The organism is Streptomyces sp. NPDC048650, assembly GCF_043199095.1.
Lineage (GTDB): Bacteria > Actinomycetota > Actinomycetes > Streptomycetales > Streptomycetaceae > Streptomyces.
The window spans coordinates 97,904-115,273 of record NZ_JBICVM010000008.1; the positions used below are offsets into that span (position 1 = coordinate 97,904).

The 17,370-nt window shown below is 72.6% G+C and carries 18 protein-coding genes; 16 read left to right on the forward strand and 2 right to left on the reverse strand.

Annotated features, from left to right (window positions below; genetic code table 11):
• Nucleotides 1-12: 12 nt before the first annotated feature.
• Nucleotides 13-1,155: a YihY/virulence factor BrkB family protein gene (locus ACGFML_RS23290; RefSeq protein WP_393546579.1), complete on the reverse strand. Its 1,143-nt coding sequence runs from the start codon at nucleotides 1,153-1,155 to the stop codon at nucleotides 13-15.
• A gap of 18 nt (nucleotides 1,156-1,173) precedes the next feature.
• Here ACGFML_RS23290 and ACGFML_RS23295 point away from each other — a divergent pair, with 18 nt between their 5' ends.
• Nucleotides 1,174-2,817, forward strand: a complete 1,644-nt coding sequence (locus ACGFML_RS23295; protein WP_393546581.1) for an acyl-CoA dehydrogenase family protein — start codon at nucleotides 1,174-1,176, stop codon at nucleotides 2,815-2,817.
• 153 nt (nucleotides 2,818-2,970) lie between these two features.
• Here the strand turns inward: ACGFML_RS23295 and ACGFML_RS23300 are convergent, their stop codons facing one another.
• Entirely contained in the window at nucleotides 2,971-3,390 is a 420-nt protein-coding gene (locus ACGFML_RS23300; RefSeq protein ID WP_393546583.1) for a hypothetical protein, read from the reverse strand.
• A 305-nt stretch (nucleotides 3,391-3,695) separates the two neighbouring features.
• Between ACGFML_RS23300 and ACGFML_RS23305 the strand changes: the two genes are divergently transcribed.
• The 15 genes from ACGFML_RS23305 (at nucleotide 3,696) to ACGFML_RS23375 (ending at nucleotide 17,369) form a co-directional block, all read left to right on the forward strand.
• Nucleotides 3,696-4,988 carry a GAF domain-containing protein gene (locus tag ACGFML_RS23305; protein WP_393546585.1) on the forward strand — a complete coding sequence of 431 codons (1,293 nt, stop codon included), beginning with the start codon at nucleotides 3,696-3,698 and terminating at the stop codon, nucleotides 4,986-4,988.
• A 233-nt stretch (nucleotides 4,989-5,221) separates the two neighbouring features.
• A complete protein-coding gene (locus ACGFML_RS23310) occupies nucleotides 5,222-6,088 on the forward strand; it encodes an LLM class flavin-dependent oxidoreductase (RefSeq protein ID WP_393546587.1) in 867 nt (288 codons plus the stop codon).
• A 145-nt stretch (nucleotides 6,089-6,233) separates the two neighbouring features.
• Nucleotides 6,234-6,941, forward strand: a complete 708-nt coding sequence (locus tag ACGFML_RS23315; RefSeq protein ID WP_393546589.1) for a class F sortase — start codon at nucleotides 6,234-6,236, stop codon at nucleotides 6,939-6,941.
• A gap of 12 nt (nucleotides 6,942-6,953) precedes the next feature.
• Entirely contained in the window at nucleotides 6,954-7,547 is a 594-nt protein-coding gene (locus ACGFML_RS23320; RefSeq protein WP_393546591.1) for a GNAT family N-acetyltransferase, read from the forward strand.
• Nucleotides 7,548-7,663: 116 nt separating this feature from the next.
• Nucleotides 7,664-7,747: a putative leader peptide gene (locus ACGFML_RS23325; RefSeq protein WP_350257049.1), complete on the forward strand. Its 84-nt coding sequence runs from the start codon at nucleotides 7,664-7,666 to the stop codon at nucleotides 7,745-7,747.
• 215 nt (nucleotides 7,748-7,962) lie between these two features.
• The gene (locus ACGFML_RS23330) at nucleotides 7,963-9,675 is read left to right on the forward strand and encodes a nitrite/sulfite reductase (RefSeq protein WP_393546593.1); all 1,713 of its coding nucleotides are present in this window, start codon (nucleotides 7,963-7,965) and stop codon (nucleotides 9,673-9,675) included.
• Nucleotides 9,672-9,872 (forward strand): hypothetical protein, encoded by a 201-nt coding sequence (locus tag ACGFML_RS23335; protein ID WP_393546594.1) that lies wholly within the window; start codon nucleotides 9,672-9,674, stop codon nucleotides 9,870-9,872. The genes ACGFML_RS23330 and ACGFML_RS23335 overlap by 4 nt, the downstream gene beginning before the upstream one ends.
• Complete coding sequence (locus ACGFML_RS23340; protein ID WP_393546596.1) at nucleotides 9,869-10,558, forward strand: phosphoadenylyl-sulfate reductase; 690 nt, start codon at nucleotides 9,869-9,871, stop codon at nucleotides 10,556-10,558. The genes ACGFML_RS23335 and ACGFML_RS23340 overlap by 4 nt, the downstream gene beginning before the upstream one ends.
• An 80-nt stretch (nucleotides 10,559-10,638) precedes the next feature.
• A complete protein-coding gene (gene cysC / locus ACGFML_RS23345) occupies nucleotides 10,639-11,172 on the forward strand; it encodes an adenylyl-sulfate kinase (RefSeq protein ID WP_393546598.1) in 534 nt (177 codons plus the stop codon).
• The gene (cysD, locus tag ACGFML_RS23350; protein ID WP_393546600.1) at nucleotides 11,169-12,107 is read left to right on the forward strand and encodes a sulfate adenylyltransferase subunit CysD; all 939 of its coding nucleotides are present in this window, start codon (nucleotides 11,169-11,171) and stop codon (nucleotides 12,105-12,107) included. Before cysC ends, cysD begins: the two co-directional genes overlap by 4 nt.
• Before the next feature lie 2 nt (nucleotides 12,108-12,109).
• Nucleotides 12,110-13,465 (forward strand): sulfate adenylyltransferase subunit 1, encoded by a 1,356-nt coding sequence (locus ACGFML_RS23355; protein WP_393546602.1) that lies wholly within the window; start codon nucleotides 12,110-12,112, stop codon nucleotides 13,463-13,465.
• 214 nt (nucleotides 13,466-13,679) lie between these two features.
• Entirely contained in the window at nucleotides 13,680-14,786 is a 1,107-nt protein-coding gene (locus ACGFML_RS23360; RefSeq protein ID WP_393546603.1) for an aliphatic sulfonate ABC transporter substrate-binding protein, read from the forward strand.
• A gap of 47 nt (nucleotides 14,787-14,833) precedes the next feature.
• Nucleotides 14,834-15,637 (forward strand): ABC transporter ATP-binding protein, encoded by an 804-nt coding sequence (locus ACGFML_RS23365; RefSeq protein WP_393546605.1) that lies wholly within the window; start codon nucleotides 14,834-14,836, stop codon nucleotides 15,635-15,637.
• Nucleotides 15,624-16,595: an ABC transporter permease gene (locus ACGFML_RS23370; protein ID WP_393546606.1), complete on the forward strand. Its 972-nt coding sequence runs from the start codon at nucleotides 15,624-15,626 to the stop codon at nucleotides 16,593-16,595. Before ACGFML_RS23365 ends, ACGFML_RS23370 begins: the two co-directional genes overlap by 14 nt.
• A 3-nt stretch (nucleotides 16,596-16,598) precedes the next feature.
• A complete protein-coding gene (locus ACGFML_RS23375; protein ID WP_393546608.1) occupies nucleotides 16,599-17,369 on the forward strand; it encodes a sirohydrochlorin chelatase in 771 nt (256 codons plus the stop codon).
• Nucleotide 17,370: the final 1 nt, after the last annotated feature.

Here is a 17,370-nt window from a genome sequence, read left to right on the forward strand (position 1 = left end):
CCGCGCAGACCGTCACCCGGCGGGCGGCCCCCCGCCGGGACCGTCACCCTCACCGCGGTCGCCGCCTCCGCCGCCGTCACCGCCGGAGCCGTCCTCACCGCCGGAGCCGTCCTTGCTGCGGGAGCCGTCCTCGCTGCGGGAGCCGCTCCGGCCGCCGGAGCCGTCCTCGCCGCCCCGTGTTGCCCGCCCCTCCCCCACCGCGTGCACCCGCCGTTCCCGCTCCGCGCGCGCCGCGGCCGTGGCGACCGAGGGCCACACCCGGTCCAGGGCGGCGTTCGTCGCGGCCCCGACCAGCACCGCGAAGGCGGACACCCCGGTCCACAGCAGGACCGCGACCGGAGCGGCCAACGACCCGTAAATGGTGGGCCCTTCGATGGTGGAGGTGAGGTAGATGCGCAGCAGAAGGCTGCCCAGGACCCACATCGCGAGCGCGACGACCGCCCCGGGGATGTCCTCCGGCCAGGGCGAGCGCACCGGCACGGACACGTGGTACAGGGTGGTCAGGAAGGCGACGGACAGGGTCAGCACGACCGGCCAGTACAGCGTCCGGATGATGTCCGCGCTGGCCGGCAGCCAGCCGACGACCGTGTCCGGCCCGGCCACCATCAGCGGCAGCGCGACGGCACCGACGACCAGGCCGGCGAGGTAGAGCGCGAAGGCCAGCAGGCGGGTCCGCACGATGCCGCGCCGGCCGTCCAGCCCGTACATGATCGTGATGGTGTCGACGAAGACGTTCAGCGCCCGGGAGCCGGACCACAGGGCGATGGCGAAGCCGAGGGAGATGACGTCGGGGCGGCGGCCGGTGAAGACGTCGTTCAGCAGCGGGCGGGCGATCTCGTTCACGCCCTTGCCGGAGAGGACCGTGCCCGAGGCGCTGAGGATGTTCTGCCGGATGCTGTCGATGGTGGCGGGGCCGATCCACTGCTCCATGTAGCCGAGCAGGCCGATCAGGCCGAGCAGCAGCGGCGGCAGCGACAGCAGGCAGAAGAACGCGGCCTCGGCGGCCAGACCGGTGACGCGGTACTCCATGCAGGAGTTGACGACGTCCTTGAGCAGCAGCCAGGCCAGGCGGCGCTTGGAGACGTTGCGGTACAGGACCCGGGCCCTGGTCAAACGGCCCGCCGGCCGTTCGACTGGTTCGTTTGCTGGCGGCACGTCCTTACCGTAGCTGCCATGGCAGCAAGCACTCATTCAGTGACGAACCAGCCCCCGCCGCTGGTCGGATACGACGTCTTCGCCTCCGACCCCGCACTCACCGAGGGCGTCGCGCGGTACGTCGGCGCCTCCCGCCTCGACACGGCACGGGAGGAACTGGGCAGGCTGGGGCAGGCGGCCGGCTCGGCCCACGCCCAGCAGTGGGGCGAACAGGCCAACGCCCACCCGCCTGTCCTGCGCACCCATGACCGCTACGGGCACCGCATCGACGAGGTCGAGTTCCACCCGGCCTGGCACCGGCTGCTCGGCCACGCCGTCACGTCCGGCCTCACCGGCGCCTGGACGCGGCCGGACGGGCACGTCCTGCGGACCGCCGGCCTCCTGGTCTGGACGCAGGCCGAGGCGGGGCACACCTGCCCGCTGTCGATGACGCACGCGGCGGTGCCCACCCTGCGCACCGACCCGGAGCTGGCAGCCGTCTGGGAGCCGCTGTTGACCTCGCGGGTGTACGAGCAGGGGCTGCGGCCGGCCACCGAGAAGGGCGGCGCGCTGGCCGGGATGGCGATGACCGAGAAGCAGGGCGGCAGCGACGTACGGGCCAACACCACCCACGCCGAGCCACTGGCCGCGCCCGGCGAGTACGTCCTGACCGGGCACAAGTGGTTCTGCTCCGCGCCGATGTCGGACGTCTTCCTGGTGCTGGCGCAGGCCCCGGGAGGGCTGACCTGCTTCCTGCTGCCCCGAGTACTGCCGGACGGCACCCGGAACGCGTTCCGCATCCAGCGGCTCAAGGACAAGCTCGGCAACCGCTCGAACGCCTCGGCGGAGATCGAGTTCGACGGGCGGAGCTGGGCGCGCCGGGTGGGTGAGGAGGGGCACGGGGTGACGACCGTCCTCGAGATGGTCGCGGCCACCCGGCTGGACTGTGTGACCGGAGCGGCCGCGGTGATGCGACAGGCGGTGGCGCAGGCGGTGCACCACTGCGCCCACCGCGAGGCGTTCGGCGGACCGCTGATCGACAAGCCGCTGATGCGCAACGTGCTGGCCGATCTGGCGCTGGAGTCGGAGGCGGCGACGACGCTGGCGCTGCGGCTGGCGGCTGCCTCGGACGGCGGCAGCGAACAGGACCGGCACTTCCTGCGACTGGCGGTCCCGGCCGCCAAGTACTGGGTGACCAAGCGCTGCACCCCGGTGGCGACCGAGGCGCTGGAGTGTCTGGGCGGCAACGGCTACATCGAGGAGTCGGGGATGCCGCGGCTGCTGCGCGAGGCGCCGCTGAACTCCATCTGGGAGGGTTCGGGCAACATCCAGGCGCTGGACGCCCTGCGGGCGCTGCGACGCGAGCCGGACGCGCTGAACGCGTACCTGACGGAGATCGGCGCGGCCCGCGGCGCGGACCACCGGCTGGACCGGGCGATCAAGGCCCTGCTGACCGAACTCGCCGACCTGGACGGCATCGAGGCGCGCGCCCGGCGGCTGGTGGAACGGCTGGCCCTGGTTCTCCAGGGCTCGCTGCTGGTGCGCCACGCGCCGCCGGAGGTGGCGGACGCGTTCTGCGCCTCCCGGCTGGGCGGCGACGCGGGCGCCGCGTTCGGGACGCTGCCGCACACGCTGGACCTGGCCTCGCTGGTGGCCCGGGCGCGGCCGGTGACGGACGACTGAACCCCGCGGGGCGCGGCGGCGGTTCCCCGTTCCCTCCGCAGGAGCGGGGGTTCCCCGGGGGAACGGGGACAGGGGGTACCGCCGCCGCGCCGGTCCGGGGGTGTGCCGACACCCCCTGGGAACGGTGCCGCGCCGACTCGGCACCGTTCCCGGTCAACAGGGCCATCCGGGCGGGTCCGCGGCGGTCCGCCCGCGCAACGCCGCATCGATGGCCACGATGAGGTCCGCGTCGGGGGCGCCCGGCCGGAACCCGACCAGTACGCCCCGGGCCTCGTAGTACCGAAGGACCCGGCCGGCGTCCTCCCCCTCCGTCCGGCCCGGCTCGCGCAGATACGCGACGAGGTCGGCGAAGGCGGGCGCGGGCAGCAGGCCGCCGATGCCGGCCACCCGGCCGAGCAGTTGGGGCGCACCGTCGATGACATAGCCGTCGGCGGGCAGCGGCTGACGTCTGATCAGGACGTCGACCGCGGGCAGCCGGGGCACCCCGTAGTGGGCGGCCAGCCGTCCGGCGCGCGCGATCCGCAGTCCCTCCGTCGCTCCGATCACCACGACGCGCGGCGCGATCGCCCCCATGGTGAGCTCCCCTCCCGCACCGTGCCCTGCGGACGTGGCGGCGGCCGACGGAATCCCCGGCGGACAGCCGCGAGCTCGCCGGCGGGTGTCCGGCGAGCCTCGGCATCGAGACTCCATCGGCCGCTGGGACCAGATTTGCCGGAGCGCGTCATAGGCCACAACCGTTGCATCCGGTTGCATGGATCTGCCCAATGGCCCCCCGCCTTCGCCCTGGTGAGGGCACGATGGGCACCGGGCCGGGCGGTGGCCGCCGGCAGCCGGCGGCCGGCTCCGGCGGCCGTGACGGGTGCGCGACGGGGAGCAGCGTGAAGGACACAGCGATCGGCAGCGCCGTCCGGTCGGCCCAGGACGTCCGCGAGACCGCGCGCCGCCTCGCCTCGGTGCGGGAGGCCGCGCTCTCGGGCGAGCTCCCGCCCGACGCACCGGCAGGCGTGCCCCGCCCGGTCATCGGCGAGTCCTGGCTGCGGGCCATCACCTCCGGCGTCGATCCCGAGCGGGACCGACCGCAACACCCGCTCTCCGTCGCCGAGTTGGAACACCGCCGGCAGGCTTCCCAGCTGACGGCGGTCCTGCCGGTCCTCCATGACGGGCTGCTGGCGGCCGCCGACGCGGCGCAGCAGATCATGGTCGTCGCCGACGCCGAGGGCCGGGTGCTGTGGCGGGAGGGCAGCGCGCCGGTGCGGCGGCTGGCCGACCGGCTCGGCTTCGACAAGGGCGCCGACTGGGCGGAGGACGTCGTCGGCACCAACGCGATCGGCACCGCCCTGGTGGCCCGGCGCCCGGTGCTGGTGCACTCCGCCGAGCACTTCGTCCGCACCCATCACCCGTGGACGTGCGCCGCGGCGCCGCTGCACGACCCGCGCGACGGCCGCCTGCTGGGCGCCGTCGACCTCAGCGGACCGGCGCACTCCTTCCATCCCACGACGCTTTCCCTGGTCTCCACGGTCGCCCGGCTCGCGGAGGGGGAACTGCGGCTCCGGCACCATGCGTTGCTGGAGCGGCTGCGGTCGACCGCGGCGCCGGTGCTGGCGCGGATCGGCGGGCGCGCCCTGGCCGTCGACCCGAGCGGCTGGACCGCCGGGGTCACCGGCCTGGCACCGCCGGACCGGGTGGCGCTGCCCAAGGCGCCGCAGGCCGGGCCACTGTGGCTGCCGCGGTACGGCATGTGCACGCTGGAGCCGTTGCCGGGGGGCTGGCTGATCCGGATCGGCCGTGCGGAGCCGGCCGCCGGGCCCGGCCGGGTGCTGCTGGACGTCAGCGGGCGCGACAGCGCGACGGTGACGGTCACCGGGCCGGCCGGCGACTGGGCGCACGAGCTGTCCCCGCGCCACGCCGAGCTGCTGTTCGTCCTCGCCACGCACCATCCGGAGGGCCGCAGTGCCGCCGAGCTCGCCCAGGACCTGTTCGGTGACCGCGGCCGGACGGTGACGGTGCGCGCCGAGCTGTCCCGGCTGCGGCGGCATCTCGCGGGAGTGCTGGCGCACCGGCCGTACCGCTTCGCGGACGGGGTGGAGGTGGAGCTGCGGCTGCCGTCCCGGCGGGTCCGACTGCTGCCGCAGTCGTCGGCGCCGGCGGTGGTGGCGGCCCGGCGGGGGTAGCGGGCACGGCGCGAGCGGGCGCGGTGGGCGCGCCGATATTCCCGTGCGGACATCCGTTCCCTTTCGTAGACTGACCGCACTCTGAAGAGAGCTCCTCAGAAGGACGTCGCAGAAGGGGAGCAGCGCGCGCCGCCGGACGGCAGGCGCGTGGCCGAACGAGTGGGCGACACGACCCTCTGCGATGACGCATGCCCGCATGCCGTCGCAGCCCACCCGTCCTTCCGGAGGATTCCATGTCCGTAGGTCTCGGCCTGCCCATCGCCGACCCCGCACAGCTGCTCACCTGGGCCCGGCGCGCCGACGCCACTCCGTTCACCACCGTCGCCCTGCTCGACCGGCTGGTGTTCGCCAACCCCGAACCACTGATCACCCTGGCCGCCCTGGCCGGCGCCACCTCCCGCGTCCGGGTGCAGACCGAGGTGCTGCTCGCCCCGCTGCACGGGACGCCGCTGCTCGCCAAGCAGGCCGCCACCCTCGATCTGCTCTCCGGCGGGCGCTTCACGCTCGGCATCGGGATCGGCGGGCGCGAGGACGACTACCGGGCCGCGGGTGTCGACCTGCGCACCCGGGGCCGCCGGCTCGACACCCAGATGGCCGAGCTGCGGCGGATCTGGGCCGGTGAGCCGTTCGCCGAGGACGTCGGCCCGATCGGTCCCGCTCCGGCGCGGCCGGGCGGCCCCGAGGTCCTCTTCGGCGGTTTCGTACCCGCCGTCGTGGAACGCGTCGCCCGCTGGGGCGACGGCTTCCTCGGCGCGGCGCTGCCGTCCCAGAAGATGGACGGCATGTTCCGCGCGGTGGAGGACGCCTGGGACCGGGCCGGCCGGAGCGGGCGCCCCCGGCTGGTGGCCCAGGTCAACGCGGCCCTCGGCCCCCGGCCGGTGATCGACCGGGCCCGCCGGGAACTGCGCGCCTACTACGGGCCGGGCGACTGGACCGACCACATCGTGGACGGGCTGCTCACCACCCCGGCGCGGATCCGCGAGGCGGTGGCCGCCTACACGGCGATCGGCGCGGACGAGGTGATGCTGTACTGCTGGTCGCCCGACCCGGACCAGGTCGGCCGGCTCGCCGAGGCGGTGTTCGCGGCGGACGGCGCCTGACCTGGCGGGTTCGCCCGGCGGCCCCGCCCGGGTCCGCCGGGCGGGCCACCCGAACGACCGTCTGCTCTCGCCCCCTCCCCGGCGCGCGCCTAGCGTGCCGTCTGCGGACCGCGCGCGCGGGGGCACGGGTCCAGGGAGGAGAGCGATGAGCCTGTGGGGCCGGCCCGAGGAGCCGCGCGCGGAGCCCGTACCGCGCCGGCCCAACTGGGGTGTGCTGGCCCTGGTCGGCCTCACCGGATTCGCCATGCTGCGCGGCGGGCTGGCCGACGGGGCCGACGGCCCGCCGCAGCCCGGCGGCGGCACCACGCTCTCCCCCGTCGGCGGGCGCCCCGGGCCGCCCCCGCTCGCCCGTTCCGCCGTTTCCCGGGTGACCGTCCCCGCCCTGCGGATTTCCGCCCCGGTGGTCCCGCTCGGCCTGGACAAGGACGGCTGGATAGCCTCCCCGCCGTCCCGGAACCCCCGCCTGGCGGGCTGGTACGCCGACGCCCCGGCCCCGGGCGAGAACGGCACCGCCGTCATCGTCGGCCATGTCGACACCTACACCGGCCCCGCGGTCTTCTACCGCCTGGGCTCGCTCAGGAAGGGCCAGACGGTCCAGGTGACCCGCGCGGACGGGCGGACCGTCGTCTTCGAGGTCTACGGCATCGAGGTCTTCACCAAGGGCCACTTCCCGGCACGGCGGGTCTACGGCTCCACCGGGCGCCCCGAACTGCGCCTGCTGACCTGCGGCGGCGGCTACTCCGCGAGCAGCGGCTACGCGGGCAACGTGGTGGTCTTCGCCCGGATGACCGGGATCATCCCAGGCGACCGTCCCACGGTCCGGTCCGGTGACCGCCGTCGAACGGTCGTGTGATGTGCTGACGCGATGAGCAGCGTCACGGTCACCACCTGGTATCTGGAGCAGACCTCGCCCGCGGACCTCGTGGCCGCCGAGGGCCCGCCCGCCGAGCAGGGGGTCCGCATCGTCAGGTCCCAGGTGCCGTCGCCGGAATTCAGCCGGTTCCTCTACACCGCGGTCGGCGGGGACATCCTGTGGACCGACCGGCTGGGCTGGTCGTTCGCGCAGTGGGCGGAGCATCTGGGGCAGCCGGGGGTGGAGACCTGGGTGGCGTACGAGCGGGGAACGCCCGCCGGGTTCATCGAGCTGAACCCGTCACCGGAGGGCGCCGTGGAGATCGCCTACTTCGGGCTGCTGCCGGCCTTCCGGGGGCGGCGCATCGGCGGTGAGCTGCTCGCGTACGGCATCGGGCGGGCCTGGGACCTGGCGGAGCGGTGGCCGCGGCGGGAGCCGACGCGCCGGGTGTGGGTGCACACCTGCAGCGACGACGGACCGCACGCGATGGCCAATTACCAACGACGCGGTTTCCGGGTCTACGAGACCACGGTGACCGAGGAGCCGCAGGTCGCGATGCCGGGCCCCTGGCCGGGCGCGGGGCCGGTCGCGCCCGCCGGAGCCTGACCCCGGGCGGTCGCACGCGAGTGACCCAGGACACACATGTCCACGATTCGAGACAGTCATGTCCAAATATTGGATGACGGTGGACTGGCCGGAGAACGGCGTGCCAGGCTTCCGTCATGTCTCGAGCTGGAATTGCCTTGGTGAGTCGGCGGCACGTCGACCTCGGCCGCATGTCCAGCGCCATTTGTCGGGCAGGCTGACGAAGCGCCGACCGGGGCCCTGAGCCCCTGGACAGCACCGCCAGCACCACCGATTTCCCGCCGTCCCCATCGTCGCGGACGCGCCGGCACCCCACCCTCGGCCCACCTTCTCCGACGCGTCGCCACGCGCCGCGATGTGGTGTGTCCACGCAGGTCACCACGGGGTACGCCGCGCCCGCCCGCACCCTTGAGCCCGCCCAGAAGGACGTACACCCATGGCCGCCGACACCCCGGAAACTCCCCAGCCCTCGGCCGGGGCCGCAAAGCCGCGCCGCAAGGCCGGCCGCCACCGCGGCGAGGGCCAGTGGGCCGTTGGACACTTCACGCCGCTCAACGGCAACGAGCAGTTCAAGAAGGATGACGACGGTCTCAATGTGCGGACACGCATTGAGACGATCTACTCCAAGGCCGGATTCGACTCCATCGACCCCAATGACCTGCGCGGGCGGATGCGCTGGTGGGGCCTCTACACCCAGCGCAAGCCCGGGATCGACGGCGGCAAGACCGCGATCCTGGAGCCGGAGGAGCTGGACGACAAGTACTTCATGCTGCGCGTCCGCATCGACGGCGGCCGGTTGACCACCGACCAGCTGCGCGTCATCGGCGAGATCTCGCAGGAGTTCGCGCGCGGCACCGCGGACATCACCGACCGGCAGAACGTCCAGTACCACTGGATCCGCATCGAGGACGTCCCGGAGATCTGGCGCCGCCTCGAAGAGGTCGGCCTGTCCACCACCGAGGCGTGCGGTGACACCCCGCGCGTCATCCTCGGCTCGCCGGTCGCCGGCATCGCCGAGAACGAGATCATCGACGGCACGCCGGTCATCGAGGAGATCCAGCGCCGGATCATCGGCAACCCCGAGTTCTCCAACCTGCCGCGGAAGTTCAAGTCCGCGGTGTCCGGCTCGCCGCTGCTGGACGTGGCGCACGAGATCAACGACATCTCGTTCGTCGGCGTCGAGCACCCCGAGCACGGCCCCGGCTTCGACGTGTGGGTCGGCGGCGGCCTGTCCACCAACCCCAAGCTCGGCGTCCGCCTGGGCGTCTGGGTCTCCCGCGAGGAGGCCGCCGATGTCTACGAAGGCGTCATCTCGATCTTCCGCGACTACGGCTACCGCCGCCTGCGCACCCGCGCCCGGCTGAAGTTCCTGGTCGCCGACTGGGGCCCGGAGAAGTTCCGCCAGGTGCTGGAGGACGAGTACCTCGAGCGGAAGCTCACCGACGGCCCCACCCCGGCCCAGCCCGACCAGCGGTGGCGCGACCACGTCGGCGTGCACAAGCAGCAGGACGGCCGCTTCTACGTGGGCTTCGCCCCGCGCGTCGGCCGGGTCGACGGCGCCACCCTCACCAAGATCGCCGAGCTGGCGGCGGAACACGGCTCGGGCCGGCTGCGGACCACCGCCGAGCAGAAGATGATCGTGCTCGACATCGACGCGTCGCGCCTGGACTCGCTGGTCTCCGGACTGGAGGCGCTGGACCTGCGGGTCACGCCGTCCCCGTTCCGGCGCGGCACGATGGCCTGCACCGGCATCGAGTTCTGCAAGCTGGCGATCGTCGAGACCAAGGGCCGCGGCTCCTCGCTCATCGACGAACTGGAGCGCCGTCTCCCGGAGTTCGACGAGCCGGTCACCATCAACGTCAACGGCTGCCCCAACGCCTGCGCCCGCATCCAGGTCGCGGACATCGGCCTCAAGGGCCAGCTGGTGCTGGACGACGACGGCAACCAGGTCGAGGGCTACCAGGTCCACCTGGGCGGCGCGCTGGGCCTGGAGGCCGGGTTCGGCCGCAAGGTCCGCGGGCTGAAGGTCACCGCCGACGAACTCCCCGACTACGTCGAGCGGGTGCTGCGCAACTTCCAGGAGCAGCGCACCGACGGCGAGCGGTTCGCCCAGTGGGCGACCCGTGCGGAAGAGGGTGCACTGAAGTGAGCGAACGCGCCGCCCCGTTCTACTGCCCGTACTGCGGTGACGAGGACCTGCGGCCCTCCGAGGAGGGCTCGGTCCGCGGCGAGGGTGCCGCCTGGGAATGCCGGTCGTGCAGCCGTGCGTTCCGGCTGAAGTTCCTGGGCCTGCTCTCCCAAGGGCTGTCCGCCGCCCCGTCACCCTCTTCCGGAGGTGCGTCGTGACCACTGCCACCGAACTTCCACAACTCGCCGAACGCGCGGGCCGCGACCTGGAGGACGCGTCCCCGCTCGACATCCTGGCCTGGGCCGCCGAGACGTTCGGGTCCCGCTTCTGCGTGACCTCCTCCATGGAGGACGCGGTCGTCGCCCACCTCGCCTCGCGCGCCATGCCGGGCGTGGACGTGGTGTTCCTCGACACCGGCTACCACTTCCCGGAGACCATCGGCACCAGGGACGCGGTGGCCGAGGTGATGGACGTCAACGTCATCACGCTGACGCCTCGCCAGACGGTCGCGGAGCAGGACGCGGAGCACGGGCCGAAGCTGCACGACCGCAACCCCGACCTGTGCTGCGCGCTGCGCAAGGTCCAGCCGCTGGAGGAGGGCCTGAGCGGCTATGACGCCTGGGCGACCGGGCTGCGCCGGGACGAGTCCCCGACCCGCGCGAACACCCCGGTGGTCGGCTGGGACGCCAAGCGCCAAAAGGTCAAGATCTCGCCGATCGCCCGCTGGACGCAGGCCGATGTGGACGCGTACGTCGCCGAGCACGGCGTGCTCACCAACCCGCTGCTGATGGACGGCTACCCCTCCGTCGGTTGTGCCCCCTGCACCCGCCGGGTCCTCGCGGGCGAGGACGCGCGGGCGGGCCGCTGGGCGGGCAGCAACAAGACCGAGTGCGGGCTGCACTGATGGCCGAACTTCAGGATTTTCAGGACACCTTGCAGGGCACGACAGATGTTCGAGACGTTGTGGAAGCTCAGGAGAAGCCGATGACGGGCGCCACGGTGTGGCTGACCGGACTGCCGAGCGCGGGCAAGACCACCATCGCGTATGCGCTCGCGGAGCGACTGCGCGGCGAGGGCCGCCGGGTCGAGGTCCTGGACGGCGACGAGATCCGCGAGTTCCTCTCCGCCGGCCTGGGCTTCACCCGCGCCGACCGGCACACCAACGTCCAGCGGATCGGCTTCGTCGCCGAACTGCTGGCCGACAACGGAGTCATCGCGCTGGTGCCGGTGATCGCGCCCTACGCGGACGCCCGGGAGGCGGTGCGCAAGCGGCACCAGACCGAGGGCACCGCCTACCTCGAGGTGCACGTCGCCACTCCGGTCGAGGTGTGCTCCGAACGCGATGTGAAGGGGCTGTACGCCAAGCAGGCGGCCGGTGAGATATCCGGGCTGACCGGCGTGGACGACCCCTACGAGCAGCCCGAATCGCCCGACCTGCGCATCGAGTCGCACACCCAGACCGTGCAGGAGTCCGCAGCCGCGCTCTACGGGCTGCTCGTCGAAAGGGGACTGGCGTGACCACCGCGACCGTTCTGACCGAGGCCGGCGGGGACAGCCCGTACACCCTGCCGCACCTGGACGCCCTGGAGTCCGAGGCCGTCCACATCTTCCGCGAGGTGGCGGGTGAGTTCGAGCGGCCGGTGATCCTCTTCTCCGGCGGCAAGGACTCCATCGTCATGCTGCACCTCGCGCTCAAGGCGTTCGCGCCCGCCGCGGTGCCGTTCTCCCTGCTGCACGTCGACACCGGGCACAACTTCCCCGAGGTCCTCGACTACCGCGACCGCACCGTCGAACGGCACGGCCTGCGCCTGCACGTCGCCTCCGTGCAGGACTTCATCGACCGCGGCGAGCTGCGCGAGCGCCCCGACGGCACCCGCAACCCGTTGCAGACCGTCCCGCTGCTGGACGCCATCGAGTCGAACCGCTTCGACGCGGTCTTCGGCGGCGGCCGCCGGGACGAGGAGAAGGCGCGCGCCAAGGAGCGGGTCTTCTCGCTGCGAGACGAGTTCGGCGGCTGGGACCCGCGCCGGCAGCGCCCCGAACTGTGGCAGCTCTACAACGGCAAGCACTCGCCCGGCGAGCACGTCCGCGTCTTCCCGCTGTCCAACTGGACCGAGCTGGACGTGTGGCAGTACATCGCCCGCGAGAAGATCGAGCTGCCCGCCATCTACTACGCCCACGAGCGCGAGGTCTTCGGCCGCAACGGCATGTGGCTGTCCCCCGGCGAGTGGGGCGGCCCCAAGGACAGCGAGGCCCTGGAGACCCGGCAGGTGCGCTACCGCACGGTCGGCGACATGTCGTGCACCGGCGCGGTCGACTCCGACGCCGACACCATCGAGGCCGTCATCGCGGAGATCGCCGCCTCCCGGCTCACCGAGCGGGGCGCGACCCGGGCCGACGACAAGATGTCCGAGGCCGCCATGGAGGACCGCAAGCGCGAGGGGTACTTCTAACCATGAGCACCACCCACACTGTTGAGGACGTACTGGACGCCGGCGCGACCTCGCTGCTGCGGTTCGCCACCGCCGGATCCGTCGACGACGGCAAGTCGACCCTGGTCGGCCGGCTGCTGCACGACTCCAAGTCCGTCCTGGCCGACCAGCTCGAGGCCGTCGAGCGGGCGTCGCTGGGCCGCGGCCAGGAGGCACCCGACCTGGCGCTGCTGACCGACGGTCTGCGTGCCGAGCGGGAGCAGGGCATCACCATCGATGTCGCCTACCGCTACTTCGCCACGCCCCGGCGCCGCTTCATCCTCGCCGACACCCCGGGCCATGTGCAGTACACCCGCAACATGGTCACCGGCGCCTCCACCGCCGAGCTCGCGGTGGTGCTGGTCGACGCCCGCAACGGCGTCGTCGAGCAGACCCGCCGGCATGCGGCGGTCGCCGCCCTGCTGCGGGTCCCGCACGTCGTCCTGGCGGTCAACAAGATGGACCTCGTCGACTACGCCGAGCCCGTCTTCGCCGCCATCGCCGAGGAGTTCACGCGCTACGCCGCTTCCCTGGGTGTTCCGGAGATCACCGCGATCCCGATCTCGGCGCTGGCCGGCGACAACGTCGTGACCCCGTCGGCCGCCATGGACTGGTACGGCGGCCCGACCGTCCTGGAGCACCTGGAGACCGTCGCCGTCGTCGCCGATCCCGCCGACGACCCCGGTCGTTTCCCGGTCCAGTACGTCATCCGCCCGCAGACCGCCGAACACCCCGACTACCGCGGCTACGCAGGGCAGGTCGCCTCCGGCGTCCTGCGCGTCGGCGACCCGGTGACGGTGCTGCCCTCGGGCCGCACCAGCACCATCGAGGCGATAGACGCGCTGGGCCAGGCCGTGGAGGCCGCGTGGGCGCCGCAGTCGGTGACCGTCCGGCTCGGCGACGACCTGGACATCTCGCGCGGTGACCTGATCGCCCCCACCGCCTCGGCGCCGTCGGTCTCCCAGGACGTCGAGGCCACGGTCTGCCACGTCGCGGACCGTCCGCTGACCGTCGGCCAGCGGGTGCTGCTCAAGCACACGACCCGCACGGTCAAGGCGATCGTCAAGGACATCCCCTCCCGGCTGACCCTGGACGACCTCTCCCAGCACCCGGCGCCGGGCGAGCTGGCCGCCAACGACATCGGCCGGATCGTGGTGCGCACGGCCGAGCCGCTGGCCCTGGACGCGTACGCCGACTCCCGCCGCACCGGCTCCTTCCTGCTGATCGACCCGGCGGACGGTACGACGCTGACCGCGGGCATGGCGGGCAACGCCTTCGCGGAGGCGGCGGCGGAGGCCGCGGAGGCCGCCCCGGCGGACGACGACGGATGGGACTTCTGAGCATGCCCAAAGACATGTTCTCCACCTTCGCGATAGAGGGCGGCCGGATCGGCAGCGGTGCCCTCGGCAGTGGCCAGGGAGGAGTCGGGCGATGTGTGCGCTGACGATGCTCGACTCCGTACCCCCCACGCCCCCTTTCCGAAGATCGATCGACCTGCCGGGCGCGCCTTAGACGGGCGCGTACTGTCCCGGCCCTCCGAGAGGAACTCCTCCCGTGTCTGCCGTTCGACACCGCCTGGTGGCGGCCGCCGTCTCCCTCCCGCTCCTGGTGGGAGTCCTGGGTGCCTGCGGCTACGGCTCCGAGGCCAAGAAGGACACCGCGGCCGACGTCGCCCCCAAGGGGCCCAAGACCGACGGGCTCGACAACGTCCGGATCGGACTCTTCGGCAACACCACACACGCCACTCCGCTGGTCGGCCTCCAAAAGGGCCTGTTCCAGAAGGAACTGGGCGGTACGGCCGTGAAGCCGTCCGTCTTCAACGCGGGCCCCGCCGAGATCGAGGCGCTCAACTCCCGCGCCATCGACATCGGCTGGATCGGCCCCTCCCCCGCCATCAACGGCTATGTGAAGTCGCACGGCAAGAGCCTGAAGATCATCGGCGGCTCGGCCTCCGGCGGTGTCTCGCTGATCGTCAACCCCAAGAAGATCAAGAGCCTGAGCGATCTCAGGGGCAAGACGATCGCGACCCCGCAGCTGGGCAACACCCAGGACGTGGCGCTGCTGAACTTCCTGGCCGGCAAGGGCTACAAGGTCGACGCCACCACCGGCAAGGGTGACGTCACCGTCCAGCGCACCGACAACAAGGTGACGCCGACCGCCTTCCAGCAGGGCTCCATCGACGGAGCCTGGGTGCCCGAGCCGACGGCCGCCAAGCTCGTCGCCGCCGGCGGCAAGCCGCTCCTGGACGAGAAGAAGCTGTGGAAGGACGGCAAGTTCGTCATCACGAACCTGATCGTCTCCCAGGAGTTCCTCAAGAAACACCCCAAGGCGGTCGAGGCCGTGCTGCGCGGCTCGGTGCGGACCAACGCCTGGATCCGGTCGCACCCGGCGGAGGCGAAGCAGGCCCTCAACGACCAGCTCGCCGACCCGGAGTTCGCGGGCAAGGCGCTGCCGGACAACGTCATCGACCCGGCGTTCAAGAACGTCGACATCACCGATGACCCGCTGGCCGCCACGCTCCAGCAGGAGGCGGACCACGCCGTGCAGGCGGGCCTGCTGAAGAAGCCCGACCTCAAGGGCATCTACGACCTCACCCTGCTGAACAAGGTGCTCAGGTCCGAGGGCAGGCCGACGGTCGACGACGCCGGTCTCGGCAGCTGACAGCCCTCCCTTCCCGTAGCACCGCAGTCCCCCAGGAGGTGACACCGATGACGACCACCACACTCACCGAGCAGCCCGCCCCGGCGACACCGGCCGGCAGTCCGTCGTACGCCGCTCGCATCGACCACGTCTCGAAGTCGTTCGGTCGGCCCGGCGCGCAGCAGCATGTGCTGGACGACATCAGCATCGATGTCGCACCGGGCGAATTCGTCTGCCTCCTGGGGGCCTCGGGCTGCGGCAAGTCCACCCTGCTCAACCTCGTGGCCGGCCTCGATGCGCCGTCCGCCGGCAGCATCGAGACGCCGGGCGGCCGGCCCGCCCTGATGTTCCAGGAGCATGCGCTGTTCCCGTGGCTGACCGCGGGCCGCAACATCGAACTGGCGCTGCGGCTGCGCGGGGTGCCCCGCGGCGAGCGCCGTGCCGAGGCCGAGCGGCTGCTCGAACTCGTCCGGCTGCGCGGTGCGTACGGCAAGCGCGTGCACGAGCTGTCCGGCGGTATGCGCCAGCGCGTCGCCATGGCCCGCGCGCTCGCCCAGGACAGCCAGCTGCTGCTGATGGACGAGCCGTTCGCCGCGCTCGACGCGATCACCCGCGACGTCCTGCACGACGAGCTGACCCGCATCTGGCGCGAGACGAACCTCTCGGTCCTCTTCGTCACCCACAACGTGCGTGAGGCCGTACGGCTCGCCCAGCGGGTGGTGCTGCTCTCCTCCCGTCCCGGCAAGATCGCCCGCGAGTGGCAGGTGGACATTCCGCAGCCGCGCCGTATCGAGGACGCCGCGGTCGCCGACCTTTCCGTCGAGATCACCGAACAGCTCCGTGGGGAGATCCGCCGCCATGGCCAGCACTGAGACCACGTCCGACACCGCAGCGACCGGCGAACCCGCCGTCGCTCCGGCTGCCGGCACGCCCGCCGAAGCGACCGGGAAGCCCGCCGGCGCGCGCGACACCTCCGGCGACCTCGCCGGCCTGGAGGCCGGGCTCGACGCCCTGGAATCCACCGTCGTCGCCCGTCAGCCCTGGCTGCGTACGGTCGTCTCGAAGGCGTTCCCGCCCCTCATCGCCATCGCCATCGTGCTCGCGCTGTGGCAGCTCGCCTACCACTTCCAGCTCAAGGCGCACTACCTGCTGCCGAGCCCGGTGGAGGTCGCCCGCTCCCTCCAGGACAAGTGGCTCGAGGGCACGCTGCTGAACTACGTGTGGACCAGCGTCTCCCGCGGCGCCCTCGGCTTCCTGGCCTCGGTCGTCATCGGTACGCCCCTCGGTCTGGTCGTCGCCCGCGTCAAGGCCGTACGGGCCGCGATCGGCCCGATCCTGAGCGGTCTGCAGTCCCTCCCCTCGGTGGCCTGGGTCCCGGCGGCGATCATCTGGTTCGGTCTGAGCGACGCCACCATCTACGCGGTGGTGCTGCTCGGTGCCGTCCCCTCCATCGCCAACGGCCTGGTGGCCGGCGTCGACCAGATCTCCCCCCTCTACCTGCGGGCGGGCCGCACCATCGGCGCCACCGGCCTCGCGGGCATCCGGCACGTCCTCCTCCCGGCCGCGCTCCCCGGCTACATCGCCGGGCTCAAGCAGGGCTGGGCCTTCTCCTGGCGCTCCCTGATGGCCGCCGAACTCATCGTCAACGCACCCGACCTGGGCACCGGCCTGGGCCAGCTGCTGGAACAGGGCCGCGAGATCGGCGACATGTCCTGGGTGCTGTCCGCGATCCTGCTGATCCTCATCGTCGGCATCGGTATCGAGCTGCTGATCTTCGCGCCGATCGAGCGGCGGGTACTGCGCAGCCGCGGCCTTCTCGTCAAGAGCTGAACCATGGACGCACGCCCCACTCTCCTCGTCATCGCCCACGGCAGCCGCGACCCGCGGCACGCGGCGACCGTCTCCGCGCTCTGTGCGCGGGTGCGGGCGCTGCGGCCGGGCCTGCGGGTCGAGGTCGGCTATCTCGACTTCAACGCGCCCACCGTGCCCAGGGTGCTGGAACGCCTCTCGGCCGAGGGCGTACGGGATGTCGTGGCGATGCCTCTCCTGTTGACCCGGGCCTTCCACGCGAAGTCCGACATCCCTGCCGTACTGCGGGAGGCCGCGCGGCGGCTGCCCCTGCTGACCGTGCACCGGGCCGAGGTACTCGGCCCCTCCTCCCTGCTGACCGCCGCCCTGGAGCGGCGGCTGGCGGAGGCCGGGCTGCGGCCCGGCGACCACCGCTCGACCGGGGTCGTACTGGCCTCGGCGGGCTCCAGTGACCCGGAGGCGATCGCAGTGATCGCTGAAATCGCGCGGGAGTGGCGGCGCACCGCCAACTGGTGTGCCGTGCGACCTGCGTTCGCCTCCGCATCTCTGCCCCGTACGGCGGATGCCGTACGGGAGCTGCGGGCCGAAGGCGTCGAGCACATCGCCGTCGCCCCGTACGTCATCGCCCCGGGCTTCCTCCCGGACCGCATCGCCACCGGGGCCCGCGAGGCCGGCGCGGACGTTCTCGCCCCGGTGCTCGGCGCCGCACCCGAGCTGGCGCGGCTGCTGCTCCGCCGCTACAGCCAGGCGGTCGAGGTCCGCAGCCGGCAGGAGTGGACGGCCCTGAGCGCCTGAC

Bases quoted from the DNA above. Each gene is read 5' to 3' on its own strand.
- ACGFML_RS23295 (WP_393546581.1), top strand. From the start codon at position 1,174: ATGGCAGCAAGCACTCATTCAGTGACGAACCAGCCCCCGCCGCTGGTC.
- ACGFML_RS23300 (WP_393546583.1), bottom strand. From the start codon at position 3,390: ATGGGGGCGATCGCGCCGCGCGTCGTGGTGATCGGAGCGACGGAGGGA.
- ACGFML_RS23310 (WP_393546587.1), top strand. From the start codon at position 5,222: ATGTCCGTAGGTCTCGGCCTGCCCATCGCCGACCCCGCACAGCTGCTC.
- ACGFML_RS23315 (WP_393546589.1), top strand. From the start codon at position 6,234: ATGAGCCTGTGGGGCCGGCCCGAGGAGCCGCGCGCGGAGCCCGTACCG.
- ACGFML_RS23320 (WP_393546591.1), top strand. From the start codon at position 6,954: ATGAGCAGCGTCACGGTCACCACCTGGTATCTGGAGCAGACCTCGCCC.
- ACGFML_RS23325 (WP_350257049.1), top strand. From the start codon at position 7,664: ATGTCTCGAGCTGGAATTGCCTTGGTGAGTCGGCGGCACGTCGACCTC.
- ACGFML_RS23330 (WP_393546593.1), top strand. From the start codon at position 7,963: ATGGCCGCCGACACCCCGGAAACTCCCCAGCCCTCGGCCGGGGCCGCA.
- cysC (WP_393546598.1), top strand. From the start codon at position 10,639: ATGACGGGCGCCACGGTGTGGCTGACCGGACTGCCGAGCGCGGGCAAG.
- ACGFML_RS23355 (WP_393546602.1), top strand. From the start codon at position 12,110: ATGAGCACCACCCACACTGTTGAGGACGTACTGGACGCCGGCGCGACC.
- ACGFML_RS23365 (WP_393546605.1), top strand. From the start codon at position 14,834: ATGACGACCACCACACTCACCGAGCAGCCCGCCCCGGCGACACCGGCC.
- ACGFML_RS23370 (WP_393546606.1), top strand. From the start codon at position 15,624: ATGGCCAGCACTGAGACCACGTCCGACACCGCAGCGACCGGCGAACCC.
- ACGFML_RS23375 (WP_393546608.1), top strand. From the start codon at position 16,599: ATGGACGCACGCCCCACTCTCCTCGTCATCGCCCACGGCAGCCGCGAC.